The 16,981-nt window shown below is 35.9% G+C and carries 17 protein-coding genes, 1 tRNA gene and 1 pseudogene; 16 read left to right on the forward strand and 3 right to left on the reverse strand.

All coding sequences use genetic code 11. The annotated features are described in order from the left end of the window. The 3 genes and pseudogenes from allS to ACGH4F_RS06500 all read left to right on the forward strand — a co-directional run bounded on the left by allS (position 1) and on the right by ACGH4F_RS06500 (position 3,727). Positions 1-924: an HTH-type transcriptional activator AllS gene (gene allS, locus ACGH4F_RS06490; RefSeq protein ID WP_267360137.1), complete on the forward strand. Its 924-nt coding sequence runs from the start codon at positions 1-3 to the stop codon at positions 922-924. Positions 925-989: 65 nt separating this feature from the next. Beyond that, a complete protein-coding gene (locus tag ACGH4F_RS06495) occupies positions 990-2,225 on the forward strand; it encodes a pyridoxal-phosphate-dependent aminotransferase family protein (RefSeq protein ID WP_267360138.1) in 1,236 nt (411 codons plus the stop codon). Between the two features lie 333 nt (positions 2,226-2,558). Further along, positions 2,559-3,727, forward strand: a pseudogene (locus ACGH4F_RS06500) (MFS transporter). Positions 3,728-4,097: 370 nt separating this feature from the next. Here the strand turns inward: ACGH4F_RS06500 and fabB are convergent. Further along, entirely contained in the window at positions 4,098-5,309 is a 1,212-nt protein-coding gene (fabB, locus tag ACGH4F_RS06505; protein ID WP_065559433.1) for a beta-ketoacyl-ACP synthase I, read from the reverse strand. A gap of 301 nt (positions 5,310-5,610) precedes the next feature. On the opposite strand from fabB, the gene ACGH4F_RS06510 reads away from it, so the two are divergent. Together ACGH4F_RS06510 and ACGH4F_RS06515 are read left to right on the forward strand one after the other, a co-directional pair. After that, positions 5,611-6,876 (forward strand): putative DNA modification/repair radical SAM protein, encoded by a 1,266-nt coding sequence (locus ACGH4F_RS06510; protein WP_267360142.1) that lies wholly within the window; start codon positions 5,611-5,613, stop codon positions 6,874-6,876. Positions 6,877-6,879: 3 nt separating this feature from the next. Further along, complete coding sequence (locus tag ACGH4F_RS06515; protein ID WP_411590517.1) at positions 6,880-7,683, forward strand: TIGR03915 family putative DNA repair protein; 804 nt, start codon at positions 6,880-6,882, stop codon at positions 7,681-7,683. A gap of 52 nt (positions 7,684-7,735) precedes the next feature. Here ACGH4F_RS06515 and ACGH4F_RS06520 read toward each other — a convergent pair whose 3' ends face one another. Continuing rightward, entirely contained in the window at positions 7,736-8,494 is a 759-nt protein-coding gene (locus tag ACGH4F_RS06520; RefSeq protein ID WP_267360146.1) for an MlaA family lipoprotein, read from the reverse strand. A gap of 128 nt (positions 8,495-8,622) precedes the next feature. Here ACGH4F_RS06520 and ACGH4F_RS06525 point away from each other — a divergent pair. The 7 genes from ACGH4F_RS06525 to pmrB all read left to right on the forward strand — a co-directional run bounded on the left by ACGH4F_RS06525 (position 8,623) and on the right by pmrB (position 13,811). Continuing rightward, a tRNA-Arg gene (locus tag ACGH4F_RS06525) sits at positions 8,623-8,694 on the forward strand. A 258-nt stretch (positions 8,695-8,952) separates the two neighbouring features. Then, the gene (locus tag ACGH4F_RS06530) at positions 8,953-9,780 is read left to right on the forward strand and encodes an ABC transporter substrate-binding protein (RefSeq protein ID WP_267380764.1); all 828 of its coding nucleotides are present in this window, start codon (positions 8,953-8,955) and stop codon (positions 9,778-9,780) included. A gap of 4 nt (positions 9,781-9,784) precedes the next feature. Next, positions 9,785-10,510 (forward strand): amino acid ABC transporter permease, encoded by a 726-nt coding sequence (locus tag ACGH4F_RS06535; RefSeq protein ID WP_411590519.1) that lies wholly within the window; start codon positions 9,785-9,787, stop codon positions 10,508-10,510. A gap of 15 nt (positions 10,511-10,525) precedes the next feature. Then, positions 10,526-11,209, forward strand: coding sequence for an amino acid ABC transporter permease (locus tag ACGH4F_RS06540; RefSeq protein WP_411590559.1), 684 nt, complete (start codon positions 10,526-10,528; stop codon positions 11,207-11,209). A gap of 143 nt (positions 11,210-11,352) precedes the next feature. After that, a complete protein-coding gene (locus ACGH4F_RS06545; protein WP_267352451.1) occupies positions 11,353-11,880 on the forward strand; it encodes an undecaprenyl-diphosphatase in 528 nt (175 codons plus the stop codon). 134 nt (positions 11,881-12,014) lie between these two features. Further along, positions 12,015-12,677 (forward strand): two-component system response regulator PmrA, encoded by a 663-nt coding sequence (gene pmrA / locus ACGH4F_RS06550; RefSeq protein ID WP_267360152.1) that lies wholly within the window; start codon positions 12,015-12,017, stop codon positions 12,675-12,677. Positions 12,678-12,707: 30 nt separating this feature from the next. Next, positions 12,708-13,811, forward strand: a complete 1,104-nt coding sequence (gene pmrB / locus ACGH4F_RS06555) for a two-component system sensor histidine kinase PmrB (RefSeq protein WP_411590521.1) — start codon at positions 12,708-12,710, stop codon at positions 13,809-13,811. On the opposite strand, the gene ACGH4F_RS06560 is transcribed toward pmrB, so the two are convergent. Continuing rightward, on the reverse strand, positions 13,783-14,403 hold the full coding sequence (locus tag ACGH4F_RS06560) for a YrbL family protein (protein ID WP_267360155.1): 621 nt from the start codon (positions 14,401-14,403) through the stop codon (positions 13,783-13,785). The two genes, pmrB and ACGH4F_RS06560, sit on opposite strands and share 29 nt — an antisense overlap. A gap of 274 nt (positions 14,404-14,677) precedes the next feature. On the opposite strand from ACGH4F_RS06560, the gene rplM reads away from it, so the two are divergent. The 4 genes from rplM (at position 14,678) to ACGH4F_RS06580 (ending at position 16,918) form a co-directional block, all read left to right on the forward strand. Beyond that, on the forward strand, positions 14,678-15,106 hold the full coding sequence (gene rplM, locus ACGH4F_RS06565; protein ID WP_034901369.1) for a 50S ribosomal protein L13: 429 nt from the start codon (positions 14,678-14,680) through the stop codon (positions 15,104-15,106). An 11-nt stretch (positions 15,107-15,117) separates the two neighbouring features. Next, positions 15,118-15,510 (forward strand): 30S ribosomal protein S9, encoded by a 393-nt coding sequence (gene rpsI / locus ACGH4F_RS06570; protein WP_034901366.1) that lies wholly within the window; start codon positions 15,118-15,120, stop codon positions 15,508-15,510. Positions 15,511-15,827: 317 nt separating this feature from the next. Next, positions 15,828-16,460 (forward strand): glutathione S-transferase N-terminal domain-containing protein, encoded by a 633-nt coding sequence (locus tag ACGH4F_RS06575; protein ID WP_267352456.1) that lies wholly within the window; start codon positions 15,828-15,830, stop codon positions 16,458-16,460. A gap of 47 nt (positions 16,461-16,507) precedes the next feature. Next, entirely contained in the window at positions 16,508-16,918 is a 411-nt protein-coding gene (locus tag ACGH4F_RS06580; RefSeq protein WP_267360157.1) for a ClpXP protease specificity-enhancing factor, read from the forward strand. Positions 16,919-16,981 lie beyond the last annotated feature (63 nt).

A 16,981-nucleotide genomic window follows, 5' to 3' on the forward strand; every position in this document is an offset into this window, starting at 1 on the left:
ATGTTAGATACAGAAACCATGCGCACTTTTACTAAAGTTGTTGAGTGTAACAGTTTTTCTAAAGCCGCAAAGTTATTATATAAAACCCCAGCCGCAATTAGCTATCGAATAAAATCATTAGAAGCTGAACTCAACACTCAGCTATTTGAACGAACCACTCGAACCGTTTCACTTACGCTTGCCGGTCAACACCTTTATGAGCACTGTAGTCAGTGGTTATTATGGTTAAATTCAATGCCCGAAGAGTTACAACAAATTCGTGATGGCGTTGAACGTAGAGTCAATTTAACCATTAATAACCTATTATATGACAGCGACGCTATTACAGAACTGCTAGATTATCTACTGGAAAAATTTCCTTTTACCCATTTTACGTTTAATCGCCAAGTTTATATGGGGGTGTGGGATTCATTGTTACATGGAGAATGTCATCTTGCTATTGGGGCAACAGGCACGGAATCACTGGATAATATGATTAATATCTTCCCATTAGGCGAAATAACTTGGGCATTTGTAGCAGCTAAGCATCATCCTATCACTCGTATAGATACTCCTTTATCAAATGATGCACTGCGTAAATATCCTGCAATCAATGTTGAAGACACCTCTATTCACATGAATAAACGTGTGGCATGGTTATTGCCAAGTCAGACCGAAATCATCGTACCGGATATTTCAACTAAATTGGCTTGTCATTTAAAAGGGCTTGGTATTGGATTTTTGCCTCGCTCTTTGTGTCAACCCTATTTGGAGACGGGGGAATTAATTGAATGCAAAGTGATTAATGAACGCAAACCCTCACCACTTTCGTTAGCATGGAAAAAATCGAATATGGGTAAAGTGATGAATGAAATCGTCAATTTGTTTAAATATCATCATCCTATTGCGCTACGTTTTTTAAAAAATATTGATAAAAAAAGGTAATCCAATTCGTTCTTAAAGTAGACATTGTTAATTAACAAATTTGATATTAATAAAGGAAAAATAATATGTTAGACCTAGATAAGTATGATCAAATTAATCCGCCAATGCGTTTACTCATGGGACCGGGGCCAATTAATGCCGATCCAAGAGTGACCCGTGCTATGGCTGCGCCATTAATTGGTCAATTTGATCCAGTTATGACGGATTATATGAATCAAACAATGGCACTGTATCGAGATATTTTCAAAACCACCAATGAGCAAACTTTTGTGATTGATGGCACAGCACGAGCAGGAATTGAAGCGGTCTTAATCTCAACTATTCGTCCGGGTGATAAAGTTTTGGTACCGGTTTTTGGTCGGTTTGGATTATTGCTATGCGAAATTGCCCATCGTTGTCGAGCACAAGTCCACACGATTGAAGTACCATGGGGTGAAGTGTTTGATCCTAATGTGATTGAAGATGCGATCAAAAAAGTGAAACCGAGATTATTACTTTGTGTTCAGGGCGATACTTCGACAACGTTACTTCAACCGCTTGATAAAATCGGTGAAATTTGTCGCCGACATGGTGTGTTGTCGTATGTTGATGCGACTGCTTCAATCGTCGGTAATACTTTGGAAGTGGATAAATGGCAACTCGATGGGGTATCAGTCAGTTTACAAAAATGTTTAAGTGGCCCACCGGGTGTTGCACCATTAACCTTAAGCCCGGCAATGGTCGACGTTATTCAAGCTCGCAAATGCGTTGAATTAGGCATTCGTGCAGAGGGTGATACCAGTGGTAATGACGAAATCATCTATTCTAACTATTTTGACATCGATATGATCATCCGCTATTGGGGGGCGGAACGCATTAATCATCATACAGAAGCTACTTCGATGCTTTACGCCGCAAGAGAGTGTGCCCGTATTGTATTACAAGAAGGACTAGATAATGTCGTTGAACGTCATCGTATTAATGGCGAGGCAATGGTCGCAGGTTTGCAAGCGATGGGGCTTAAACTTTTTGGCGATCTTAAATACAAAATGAATAATGTGGTTGGGGTTATGCGTCCTGAAAATATCGACGACCAACAAGTTCGTAACCTAATGCTGAATGATTTCGGTATCGAAATAGGGGCATCTTTTGGCCCACTTAAAGGGAATGTTTGGCGCATTGGCACAATGGGATATAACGCCAGAAAACAGTGTGTTTTACAAACCTTGACCGCATTTGAAGCCGTGTTAAACCGTCTTGGCTTTAAAACCATACAAGGTGCTGGTCTTCAAGCTGCCTGGAACATTTATCAAAATTCGTAATATATCGTCATCGTTATAAAGCTCACTAAGGTGAGCTGATCTTATGACTATTAAAAGTATTAGATACACCATTTATATCGAAAAGTAAGTTAGTTGTTATTGGTTGCAATAAAAGCAGATTATCAAATTAGCGTCTAAAAGCGTTGTGATTCGTTGCTCATTGATTTGAGTGATGGAGGACAATAGCCTAATTATACTTAAGGAAATTCTATGAGTATCTTAACAAATAAAAAGCCGACATCGGGATATCATCCTAAAAAGTGGAAAGGTCGTTATAGTGTCCTGTTGTTATTATGGTCTGCTTGGTTAGTATCATTTCTCGATCGAATGGTGATGAATGTATCGCTTCCCTTTATAGGTGACGATTTAGGGTTGGATAAAATAGAACAAGCATCAATTATCAGTGCTTTTTTTATTGGTTATGCCCTTTTTCAAATACCGGGCGGGTATTTATCCGATAGATTTGGATCCCGTAAAGTCATGGCATTCGCCATCGTTTGGTGGTCAGTTTTTACTTTTTTCACAGGTTTAATCTATATTCTGCCTTTAATGTTATTAGTCAGATTTCTGTTTGGTCTAGGAGAAGGCGGGTTTCCTGCTTCATCATGGAAAACCATTGCCACTTATTTTCCTACTAAAGAACGAGGTCGAGCCACTGCGATTCAATCTTCTGTCAATACATTAGGCCTGCTATTTCGGTCATCGTTGCGGTGACAATTATCGAATGGTTAGGTTGGCGTGCCGTTTTCATTCTGTTAAGCCTGCCCGGATTAGTATTAGGTTATCTTATCTACCGTTTGATATCCAATCATCCTGCTGAAAATCCCTTAATCAAGCCTGAAGAACTGCATGAACTACAAGAATACAATGACAATTTTAATACCCCTAATCATAACGTCAATTTGCGCAATAATAGTCAGTCGCTAGCTGATGTGTTGAAAATGCCTTTATTATGGAAGCTGTCATTAATCTGGTTTTTATTTGATATTACTTTTTGGGGATTTACGACTTGGTTACCCAGTTATTTACTGGAAGCAAGAGGATTATCGTTATCCAAAACTGGGATATGGGCCGCTATTCCATTTTTATTTGGTGCAGTAGGCACCTTGATCGGAGGCTATCTTGCCGATAAATTTGTACAACGACTCAAAATTATTTATGGTGTTACCGCAATCTTATCTGCTAGTTTTTTATTTCTTATGTTTAACGTTGAAAATCTTGATGCTGCCATTGCTTTTCAATGTATTTCAGCGTTGTTTATGTTTATTGCCTTTGCTATTTTTTGGGGAATGTTAATGCAACTTATTCCAACTGTCATTATGGGTAAAGCTTCCAGTATCGTTAATTTTGGCGGACAAGTTGCCGGAGTTATTTCACCCTTTATCATCGGTTTTTTAATTGAAAAATCAGATGGTGGATACCAAAGTGGTTTTTTATTTATGGTGCTATCACTGATTGCATCGGCAATTTTAACGCTATTCATTCAAAAAATAACACGTTAAAAAAGTGGAGCAATGCTCTGCTTTTTGTTATTGTTATTGTTATTCAATCCATTAATATGGTTACCATAAGGTTTGATTAAACAAGTGGAATAAAAGTCGTCAGAATAATTAAGAAGAAATCTATACGATTAACCTAATCGGAAAAGTGAAATTATTTTCTCTAAAAATCATCGCATTGTAAAAAAGATAAAAATATCTGCGAAATTTCTTGATTAATATGTGATTCAAAAATAAGTCAGGTTAACGTAACGCATTAATTAGTTAACCAATGAAAAATAGGATGTTTATAAAATGAATGTTTGCGATATTTTTGAACGTGAATAAAAAAACCGTTCCAAAGAGAACGGTTTTATTTAACTAAAACACTAGACTAAGCTTTATATTTTTTCATGACAATTGAAGCGTTAGTTCCACCAAATCCAAAGCTATTCGACATGACTGTCGTTAATTCACGCTCGGTTGGTTCAGTGATAATGTTCATGCCAATAGCGGCTTCATCCAGTTCATCAATGTTAATGCTTGGCGTGATAAAGCCATGTTCTAACATTAATAATGAATAAATTAATTCTTGTGCACCTGTCGCACTTAACGAGTGACCCGTCATTGATTTAGTGGATGAAATCGCCGGGATATTATCACCAAATACTTGCTTGATAGCCCATAGCTCTTTAACGTCACCAACAGGAGTTGATGTACCGTGTGTATTGATATAATCTACAGGCACATCTAAATCTTGGATCGCAAGTTGCATACAACGCATTGCACCTTCACCAGATGGGGCTACCATGTCATAACCGTCAGATGTAGCAGCATAACCAACCAGTTCACCATAGATATGGGCACCACGAGCAAGTGCATGCTCTAACTCTTCAACTACAACCATACCAGCACCGCCGGCAATCACAAATCCATCACGGTTGGCATCATAAGCACGAGATGCTTTTTCAGGTGTATCATTGTATTTAGTTGATAACGCACCCATTGCATCAAATTCACATGACATTTCCCAACAAAGTTCTTCACCACCACCGGCAAAAACAATATCTTGTTTACCGAGTTGAATCAGCTCAGCAGCATGACCAATACAATGTACAGACGTTGCACAAGCTGACGTCATAGAATAGCTAATCCCTTTGATTTTAAATGGTGTTGCTAAACAAGCTGAAATTGCTGATGACATTGATTTTGTCACAGCATAAGGCCCTACGCCACGTAATCCCTTTTCTTTCATACCTGCAACGACGTTATATTGAGTTTTGGTTGAACCACCATAGCCCGCAATTAAACCAGTTCGAGGATTTGAGACTTGTTCAGGAGTCAATTTTGCATCGTCAATAGCTTGTTGTAGAGCAAGATAACCATAGATAGAAGCATCATTCATAAAGCGCACGATTTTGCGATCGATAAGTCCAGTAGTATCTAATTTAACATTACCGCAAACATGGCTTCGCATTCCGCTATCTTTCATTTCTTGAGAAAAAGTGATTCCACTACGACCCACTTTTAATGATTCTAAAACCTCTTTAGTATTGTTCCCAATACTCGAAAGAATACCTAATCCGGTAATAACAACTCGTTTCATGTAATATTCTGCTCCTAAATTAACTGGCTTCATAAGAAAAATTGATGTGATTATAGCGTACACTTGTAAGCTGAACAATACCTAACGAAGCTATTTTATTTATAATATTAAATCGAGTAATTTCGAAAGTAAAAAATATATCAATTATCCTTTAAATTATATTAATTATTATGTTTTATTAACAATAAACCTCATACTTTGTTAAGTACCTAAAATTACACTTTTCTGATTATTTATTTACTTGCTAATTAAAAAGTGATTAGTATAATACTGTTTGTTTATACAGTATAAGGGGTTAGCAATGAATGAAAAGATGATATCAAAGCTTGAAATATTAGCTGAATCAGCAAAGTATGATATTTCTTGTGCTTCAAGTGGCTCATCTCGAACTAATAAAAATAAAGGGATTGGCAGTGCGCATCGTTGTGGAATATGTCATTCATTCACTGCTGATGGGCGTTGTGTCTCTTTGCTTAAAATCATGTTAACCAACTATTGCATGTTTGATTGTGCTTATTGTATAAATCGCCAAAGCAATGATATTCCCAGAGCTGGATTTACGCCTAAAGAATTAGCTGATTTAACCATTGAATTTTATCGTCGTAACTATATTGAAGGACTTTTCTTAAGTTCTGGCATTGTCAGAAGCCCTGATCATACGATGGAAAAAATGATTAGAGTGGTAAAAATATTACGTAATGAACATGGATTTAATGGCTATATCCACATGAAAGCCATTCCTGGTGCCAGTAATGATCTTATAGTTCAGGCTGGTTTGTTGGTTGATCGAATGAGTGTGAACTTAGAGATCCCGACAGAAAAAAATCTAAAGTTATTAGCGCCCGATAAAGATCATCAAAGCATTTATCAACCAATGCGCCATATTCATCAAAACTTACTTGAAAACATAGAAGATCGAAAAAAAATTAAATCTACGCCAAAATTTGTACCAGCAGGGCAGAGCACTCAAGTCATTATTGGGGCGACAGATGAGACAGACAGCCAGATTTTACAACTAACGGCTAAACTCTATAAACGACCAAGCATGAAGCGTGTTTATTATTCAGGGTTTATTCCTGTTAATGGTTATGATAAAAGATTACCCGTATTGCAAGAAGTACCAAGAGTGCGAGAAAATCGCCTTTATCAAGCTGATTGGTTATTACGATTCTACGATTTTAGTGTCGACGAAATTGTCAATGATCAATATCCTGATCTTGATTTAACTGTTGATCCTAAACTGGCGTGGGCTATTCGAAATCCCCAATTCTTTCCGGTAGATATAAACCGTGATAGTTATCAAAAAATTTTACGGGTACCGGGTATTGGTGTTAAATCGGCAAAATTAATTGTTTTAGCAAGGCGACATCGTAAATTAAATTTAGAAGCTTTAAAACGAATAGGCGTTGTTCTAAAAAGAGCCCAATTTTTTATTATTTGCCATGAAATGCGAAAATTTAAATTATTAGACTCATCCGAGCAGTATATTCGGCTTTCTTTGCAAGAAAAACCGTTGATTGAAGTCAAAAATGATAATATTCCTCAGCAATTAGTGATGGGTTGGTAAATCATGTTAGCTTTTCAATATGATAAAAGTTTTGAAGGATTGCTATGCGCAGTGTTTGATGCGTTTGAGCAAAAAAAGATGCCCGATTGTTTGTTGGCGCATAATGATCTTGTGCCTTTGTTAGTATCCGATACGCATCATGTGGAAGTACGTAATAGTAAATATGAACGGGTTCAAGTAGCTTTGAATAAAAAGTTATCTCACGTTGCGCTTAATCAATTAAAGTATGTTTGGCTTTCTGAATTACCAGAAAGTGATTTCATTATTTTTCGTTATATCTGTAAAGTTTTCAAATCAAAGCATCCTATTGAAACGGATTTTGGTGATCCTGATGTACTAACCGTTCACGACATTGCTAAAAAAGTAAGTCGGGAACGGCATCATTTAATGCAATTTGTTCGTTTCAATACTATTGAAAACCCAATTGATAACACAAATGACGGACAAAATGAAAAGATCTATTTTTCGGTTATTGCTCCTATCTATAACGCATTGCCTTTAGTCTTAGATTTTTTTAAAGATCGTTATGCCGATCAGAAATGGGCGATTTATGATGAAAAACGTAAATATGGCTACTTTTATGATCTCGACAAACTTGAAAAAATTTCACTTGTTGATCATGAGGAGTTGATCGTAGATAACAAAGTCAATCAACGGTTTTTAACGAAAGATGAACAACTATTTCAAACCCTATGGCATCGTTACTTTAATGCTTTATCTATCAAAGAAAGAGAAAATCCTAAATTACAACGTCAACAGATGCCAAAACGGTTTTGGCACAATTTACCTGAAATGAAAGGCAAATAAAAAACCGCTATTGAAGCAGCGGTTTTTTATCTATAAATCATGATAAAACAAGTTATTGTGAATCGATATCATTAATAAAACTATTGATGCTTTCTTCACGTTGTTGCTGTTTCTTTTCATCGACTTTACCGCCAGAAGCAATAAAATCATTTCGTTGGAAATAAGCATTACGCATAAAGTTATAAGGATCGTCACTGTTTTTAATCAGATCTTCGTATTCAATCGCCACCGCACGAGCCTCAATACCGTCGAACACGCCTCGTACTAATGCCCATTTCCAATTTAACCAAGCTAAAGGTGGATAAAGCGTATCAACTAAGGCACCGCCTTCCTCTCTAAGCGTTGCTGAACCATAGAAAGGTAAAACCACATATGGACCATACGGTACGTCGTAGTGACCAAGCACATCACCAAAAGTATGCCTATTGCCTTTTTGTAATTGTGGGTCAGCTAAACTGGCAACATCAAATAATCCTGCAACACCAAAAACAGTGTTTAAAAAGAATCGTGCTAAGTGTTTTCCGGCTTGGTGGACATTTCCTTGTAAAAGATTATTCACCATCGAAGCAGGTTCAGAAAGGTTAGAAGAAAAGTTCACGACACCTTTACGAAGTGGTGTTGGTACATAATCTTTCCAAACGACAGCAGCTGGACGCAAAACATACGGATCTAATGCATAATAGTTAACATTAAACATTGCTTTATTGAATCCAGATAAAGGATCACTGTATGAATTGCTTTCAGGATCATATGAAGCGCAACTTGTTAGCGCCATAACAGAGAACAGCATACCAATTATTCTTTTTTTCATAGGATTTTCAACTAAACAAAATTCAGATTATTGATTTTTTAATTGTATCATGTTTACACATAATACAAAATTTTTCATTATTTAAATGGTATTATTTTTTTAAATTTATTAAAATGGGCGCCCCCGATGACCTCATAGTTAAATGGATATAACGAGCCCCTCCTAAGGGCTAGTTGCAGGTTCGATTCCTGCTGGGGTCGAATGATAATATATATTCCAGTCATACATAAATATAAATCATAGTCTAAAGAATATACCATTTTCAATCTTAGAATTTTTTGAGATACAAAAAAATTATCTGAATCTTGAGCATAATTTTCCTTAATTGACTTAACCACTACACTAAGACATTTTAAATATAACTTTAAGTTATAAGCATCTAAATAATCGTTATTTATCCCCCCAATACTTTATTGATAAACTTAAAACCCTATTAAGTCCAAAGGGGGATAATAACAATGAAATTTTTTACTAAGTCACTGTCGGTAGCTGCATTAATTGGTTCATTATTGGTCGCAAGTTCGGCTTATGCTGATCGTCTTGATGATATCGAAAAAAAAGGGGTAATTAAAATTGCGGTATTTGATAGTAATCCACCCTTTGGATTTGTTGATGAAAAATCGCATAATATTGTCGGGTTAGATGTGGATTATGCCAATCAAATCGGTAAAGCTTTAAAGGTAAAGGTTGAACTTGTACCGACTAATCCTGCCAATCGTATACCATTATTAACTTCACAAAAAGCCGATTTAATTGTGGCTAATTTCACCGTAACTGAGGAGCGTGCCAAAGCGGTTGATTTTAGTTTGCCTTATTTTGCTACCGGACAAAAATTTGTGGCAAAAAAAGGGGTATTAACATCACCGGATGATTTGAAAAATCTTCGTATAGGCGCCGATAAAGGGACAGTAATGGAAATTACTCTACGTGAAAAATATCCTACCGCTAAAGTAATTTCGTATGATGATACGCCGTTTGCGTTTGCCGCTTTACGTAATGGGGTGGTGCAAGCTATTACGCAAGATGATGCTAAATTAATTGGTTTACTTGCCAACGTACCCGAAGAGCAACGTGCTATTTTTGAAATCTCACCCTTTAGTATTACCCAAGAATATCAAGCGGTTGGCATTCCCAAAGGCGAAACTCGTTTAAAAGATAAAGTGAATCAAATCCTGTTAAATCTTGAAACAGACGGTGAAGCGGTGACGATTTATAATCGCTGGTTTGGACCTGAAACGACGTCAGCAATGCCTCGTGGTGATTTTAAAATCGGTAAAGGTCAATAGATAGATGGTTGAGCAATTACTTGAACCACGATATTTGTGGTGGCTGTGGGACGGTTTTTTAGTGACGCTTGCGATTTCGTTATTAACCATAATATTGTCAACTGTGCTGGGTTTTTTGTTAGTGATTGCTCAACAAAGCCATATCAAAATCATAAAAGGTTTGGTGACATTCTATAATGCAATTTTTCGTTATTCGCCTTTACTGCCTCAACTGTTTTTTTGGTATTTTGGTGTCGGTAATTTATTACCAATTGAATTTAAAGTGTGGTTATTTGATGAACCCCAAATTCAACTCTTTTTTTTAACGTTAAAAATGCCTTCTTTTGAGTTTATTATTGGTTTGATTGCTTTAACGTTTTATTCCAGTGCTTTTATTGCTGAAGAGTTTCGGGCTGGTATTTTAGGTGTGTCAAAGGGACAACAACAAGCGTCTTTAGCGTTGGGGTTAACGTGGTGGCAAACTATGCGGTTTATCATTTTACCACAAAGTGTGCGAATCGCTTTTCCGCCATTAATTGGGCAATATATGAATATTATCAAAAATTCATCATTAACCATGGCTATCGGCGTACTTGAACTTTCTTATGTTTCTCGGCAAGTCGAAACGGAATCCTTAAAGACGTTTCAAGATTTTGCTATTGCAACCTTGTTATATATTTTAGCCATTGTAATAGTAGGAACGGTTGGCAATATTTATCAAGCAAGTCGGTTGCAAATAAGTAAAGGTTAGTCAGTTATGGATCTTATGGGATTTGCTGTTATTTGGAATAATCTGGGATACCTGATGTGGGGTAACTTTCCTGGTGGCATGTTTTTAACGTTATTAATGAGTGTTGTTGCAATTGTTTTTTCAACTATTTTAGGCATAGTAGCCGGTGTTGGTTTAACCGTGCTAAAAGGGGGAGTGCGTCAGTTACTCATCACGCTTCTTGCTTTTTTGCGAGCAATTCCAGTCATTATGTTAATTTTTTGGACTTATTTTCTATTACCCGTGATTTTTAATGTCGATGTACCGGCTATTGCTACCGTGATCTTTGCTTTATCGTTAATTGGAGCAGCTTATATTGGGCATTCTGTTCATGCCGGTATGAATGCAGTTGGTAAAGATCAGTGGCAAGCGGCTTATTCATTGGGGCTGAATAAAGCGCAAGTGATTATTGAAATTATTTTACCACAAGCATTAAAGATGATGTTGCCGTCGTTTATTAATCAGTGGGTTTCACTCGTTAAAGATACTTCTTTGGCCTACATTGTTGGTGTTGCCGAGTTTACCTTTGTGGCAACACAAATTAATAATCGTAGTATGGTTTATCCGACTGAGATTTTTTTATTTGTCATTCTGGTTTATTTTTTCATTTGTTGGTTGCTTGATATTACGGTTTCATTTTTGGCAAGATGTTGGTTGCATTATGGCATCGACCACAAATAAACATGTCTAACTTTTCAGTATGTAAATTAAACCCGTATAACGATAAGTCACTCATGTAAAATAGATTAAAGTGGTTATTAAGGTTTTTTTAAGGTTAATAGGTTACATTTTTGATATGAATAATTCAGTCTGTTCAACTTTTCATGTGGTATGATATTAATACTAAACTCTTTTTATTGATTAATGCTTCTGATCAAGCATCAAAATCTTTTATCTATTTTGCAATCTTTTGTGCTAATTATTTAATGTTTTTTCCAATTATCATGTTAGCTGGCTATTGGTTTTTGAAGCCCGATTATCGACAATCGATTGTTAAAATTATGGTTAGTTTAGTGTTAGCGCTATTGATTTCTTTTGTGATACGTCATCTATTTTATTCGCCTCGCCCTTTTGCGCTTGATGTTGGAACCCATTATCTGTATCACGAAACCAATAGTTCGTTGCCAAGCCAACATGCTGTTTTTGTATGGACACTGTTTTTTTCGATTTTTTTCAATACAAAGCAGCAAGTTAAAAAATTATATTATTGCTGTTTTATTGTTGCGTTATTGGTTTGTTGGAGCCGAATTTATTTAGGTATTCATTGGCCTTTAGATATTATTATCAGTTTTATTGTCAGTCTTTTATCGGCTTATTTTGTGTCTAAATCTTGGGTTGCTTTTCTTAAATGATTGAGTGTATTTATCGCTAATTCAATAAAGTTGAGTCAATAAATCCAGTAATTGAATTTTTTCGATATCACTATTTTTACGTTAATTAAGGAACATTTAATATGAATGTCCAATCGACAATAGGATAACATTTAATGAAAATACTTATTGTTGAAGATGATAGCCTTCTTCAAAAAGGACTCTATGATGGCATTACTTCTAATGGTTATGTGTGTGAAGTGGCATCTAATGGTAAACAAGCTGAGCAGTTTATTCAATTTGGTCAATTTAGTCTGATAATATTGGATCTGGGTTTACCTGATTGTGACGGTTTAGATTTGCTAACGCGTTGGCGTAAAAAACAGATAGATACCCCAGTGCTTATTTTAACCGCTCGAGATACCATTGAAGATCGAGTTGAAGGATTAGATCATGGTGCCGATGATTATCTTATTAAACCTTTTGCTTTAACTGAACTTTTAGCCAGAGTGAGAGCCTTAATTCGCCGTAATCAAGGCACTGCTGATAATCTTATTTGCTTTGGTTCAATTACCATTGATATTAAGCAACAAATTGTCACTCAACATCAGCGTGAAGTAACATTGACGCCTAAAGAGTTTATTGTACTTTCTCGACTGATGTTAAAAGCCGGCGAAAAAGTACACCGTGATTTATTGCAAAATGATCTATATGATTGGCAAAGTGATCCAAGTTCCAATGTGCTTGAGGTTTATATTCATGGATTACGAACTAAATTAGGTAAAAGTTTAATCAAAACTGTACGGGGCTATGGTTATCAACTCAATAGCGACCATTAAATTATTATTTTTCTTTATTGAATGAAAAACATGATGATCTTTAAATCGTTAAATAATATTCGTCAAAGTATTCGTTGGAATCTTTTTTTCACTTTGGGGGCGATTATGCTCATTTGCCAGATCATTACGGTGTTATGGTTATGGCATGAAAGTAAAGAACAGATAGATGTATTGGTAAATTTGACCTTAAGTCAAAACAAAATTGATGAAGTGGTTGAACATGAAGAACTAGAAGCTATTTTTGCCTTATTTTGTTCTGCTTTTTCAATGATGTTAGTCACTTTATTCCTTGCGTATAAAGCCATTAAATGGATTACAAAACCCTTAGAAGTGTTAGAAAAAGATTTAAATGAACGAACCGAAGATAATCTGAGTCCTATTGATCCCATTAGTAATAAGCGAGAAATTAAATCCATTACCACTGTTTTGAATAAGTTGTTTGTCCGATTAAGTAGTACACTTGCTCAAGAGCGTCTTTTTACGGCTGATGTTGCGCATGAAATGCGAACACCATTAGCCGGTATCCGTTTGCATTTAGAGTTATTAGAAACAACACATCATATCGATTGTCATGAATTAATTGATCGTATTGATCGTTTAGTTAATACCGTCGAACAGTTATTAATGCTTGCCAGAGCTAGTCAAAAATTTACTGTTGGACACTATCAAAAAATTAATTTTCATGATGATATTATGTTGCCGCTTTTTGAAGAGTTATCCGAGCAAGCATTCCATAAGCAACAAGCGATTCAATGGAACATACCTGATAAAAAACTGATGTTTGAAGGAGATACCACTTTAATTAGATTATTGATTCGAAATTTGGTTGAAAATAGTAGTCGTTATAGTCCACCCAATACCAAAATTGTCGTTAATTGTTTTAAAGATGCCGAAGGCATTATTATTAATGTCGTCGATGAAGGTAGCGGTATTGATGAATCTAAAAGCGAAAAATTAACTCAAGCCTTTTTCCGTATGGATCGAAAACATGATGGAATAGGGCTTGGATTAAGTATTGTGAATCGTATTTCAAAGTTGCATCATGGATCGTTCACTTTAGAAAATCGTCATGATCATCATCAAGGGACCATTGCTCAGCTACGTCTTACTGATTTACCTCATCAATTAAATTAGCCACCAGTGGATTATGCCAATTATCTTTGATGATTGATTTTAAAAAACGTTGCCATGTGCGCTCAATCTTCGATTTTGCAAAATAGGGGATATAGTTGGCAACCGGAATAAAGGTCGAATTACCAATATTATCTATAATGACAAGCCGATTTTTTTGTTCTGAAAGATGTTGAAATAAGATATTTTTGCTTTTAATGGTCATCGTAATGATACGATTGTCAAGCAATGTCGACTTTAATGCTTTTAACAAAACAATTAATTCATCATAGTATTGTTGTGTTAATTGTTGGTCAGCAAGATATGTTTCGAGTGGTGTAGCGGTTTTGCCACCATAATTACGAATTAATTCGAAAAGATGACCTTCACCAAAATTTGTTTGCACAGGGCCATAATATTTGGCTAACGCATCCCACGAGATATTGCGTTTAATAAGATGTTTGTAATAGGCAATTTCGCGGTTAGTTTCTTGTTCTGCCCCATCATTATAGTTGACTTTAATACATTGATCGGGATTAGTCGGATGGTGATAGCACTTCCTATGTAAGCCTTTACTTATATAATCTTTATCGGTAAGTTGAATTATCTGAGTCATCTAAAATAATATGATTGAGTAAAATTAGTTTTAAGTTTAACAGCAAGCGTTTTTACTTGCTATAATTTTTTATGACAAAACCTAGCACTTTTACTATATTTCTGTATAATATTGCAACCCACGTTACAACAGTGTTCTTCCCAACACTGTTTTCGGTTGTCAAGGTTAATATAACAACTCGAAGGGGTTAGTTACTTAATCATTGCAATCAAAAAGTGTAAATAAATCGTTTGATTTATTAACGTGAGATTAATTAAAAATTGGATAAATACGAATGAGTACTTTTTCAGCTAAACCAGAAACAGTTAAACGCGACTGGTATGTTGTTGATGCAGCAGGTAAAACGTTAGGTCGTTTAGCTACTGAGATCGCAAGCCGTTTGCGTGGTAAACATAAAGCAGAATATACACCACATGTAGATACAGGTGATTATATTATCGTTATCAATGCAGAAAAAGTTGCTGTAACAGGCAAAAAACGCACTGATAAGATCTATTATCGTCATACTGGTTACATCGGTGGACTTAAAGAAGCGACTTTTAAAGAAATGATTGAACGTCATCCTGAACAAGTCATCGAGATTGCTGTAAAAGGCATGTTACCGAAAGGTCCTCTTGGTCGTGCAATGTACCGTAAACTTAAAGTTTATGCTGGTAGCGAGCACAATCATGCGGCACAACAACCGCAAGTATTAGATATTTAAGGGGATAGAAGATGGCTGATAATCAATATTACGGTACTGGTCGCCGCAAAAGTTCTGCTGCTCGTGTGTTTATCAAACCAGGTAGTGGAAACATCGTTATTAACAAACGTTCATTAGAGCAATACTTTGGTCGTGATACTGCTCGTATGGTTGTTATGCAACCTTTAGAGTTAGTTGAAATGACTGACAAACTTGATCTTTACATCACTGTTAAAGGTGGCGGTATTTCAGGTCAAGCGGGTGCAATTCGTCACGGTATTACTCGTGCATTAATGGAATATGATGAAACTTTACGCTCTTCATTACGTCAAGCGGGCTTTGTTACTCGTGATGCACGTCAAGTTGAACGTAAAAAAGTGGGTCTACGCAAAGCTCGTCGTCGTCCACAATTCAGCAAACGTTAATTGCAGACTTTACAAAAATATTTCAAAAACCCAGCACTGTCTGGGTTTTTTTTATGACTAAAATTTATCACACTTCCAATTACCAAAGTCTTTTTTTCATTTCATCGAATTATTTAATTGTGAGCCAACTGTTATTGATAAATTGTATCGGTTTTAATTGACTTAAACATGGTAAATTGTCAAAGTTTTTCACAATTAAAACGATTATTTGAAGAAAGATGATAAGAAAATTAATTTTTTTTAACAATTTTGTTATCCAATTTGCTAGAATAGAAACTCTCTAAACCTATTTTAAATTTTGCATATTTGGAGTGAACATGGTTGTTGCTGTTAATAAACGTTCTGTAATGACATTATTTTGTGATACAACAGATATCTATGGTCATCAGATCCGATTTGTGTTGGCAGAAAAAGGTGTGACTGCTGAAATTGAGTTTGTAACTGCTGATAATTTACCTCAGGAGTTACTGGATCTTAATCCTTATGGTTCAATTCCAACGTTGATTGATCGCGATTTAACACTGTATGAGCCTCATATAGCGTTAGAATATCTCGATGAACGTTTCCCTCATCCACCATTAATGCCTGTTTATCCGATTGTGCGTGCTAATTCTCGATTAACGATGTATCGCATTAAAAGAGAATGGTACAGTGCCTATGAAACCATTATCGCCGATCCAAATAGTGATGCCGCTAAAGTCGCACGTAAAAATCTTCTTGATGATTTAGTCTCAATTTCTGTCATGTTTAAAGAAAAAGACTTTTTTATGAGTGATGATTTTACGCTATGCGATTGTTATTTCGCACCTCTACTATGGCGATTGCCAATACTTGGTATAGAATTACCTAAAGTTGCGGAAAAAAATTATTTAGCCTACATGGCAAGAATTTTTGAACGCCCAGCTTTTATCAGTTCATTAACTGAAGATGAGAGAAAAATTAGAGTATAATAATTTATCTGCTCTAATTTATTATGTGATTTTAGAAGGTAATCTAAATGGATCCAAACCAAATGACTGCTCGACGCCCTTACTTATTTAGGGCGTTTTATGATTGGATTGTTGATAATGAACTTACTCCTTATATCGTGGTAAATGCTTCGGTATTCGGTGTTCTTGTACCGCAAGAGTTTGTGAAAGATAATCAGATCGTGTTAAATATTGCGCCACATTCCGTTGCGCAATATATGGCAACAAATGAAAAAATTGAATTTAATGCGAGATTTTCGGGTGTGCCACAACATATTATTGTGCCGATGTCAGCCGTAGAAGCCATTTATGCTCGTGAAAATGGCGTGGGCATGGGATTTGAAGACGAACCCGAATATAAACAGCAACGCGAAACCGATATTCAGCAATCTGATAAAACCGAGAAGAAATCAACAAACCCATTCCGAGTAGTGAAGTAATAATTTAACCTAAAACGTGATAATAAATTCAGTTGAACAGTTGGTTAACTATAGAAAGTGATG

The sequence above is a fragment of the Gilliamella sp. CG35 genome, assembly GCF_046635745.1.
Classification (GTDB): domain Bacteria; phylum Pseudomonadota; class Gammaproteobacteria; order Enterobacterales; family Orbaceae; genus Gilliamella; species Gilliamella apicola_I.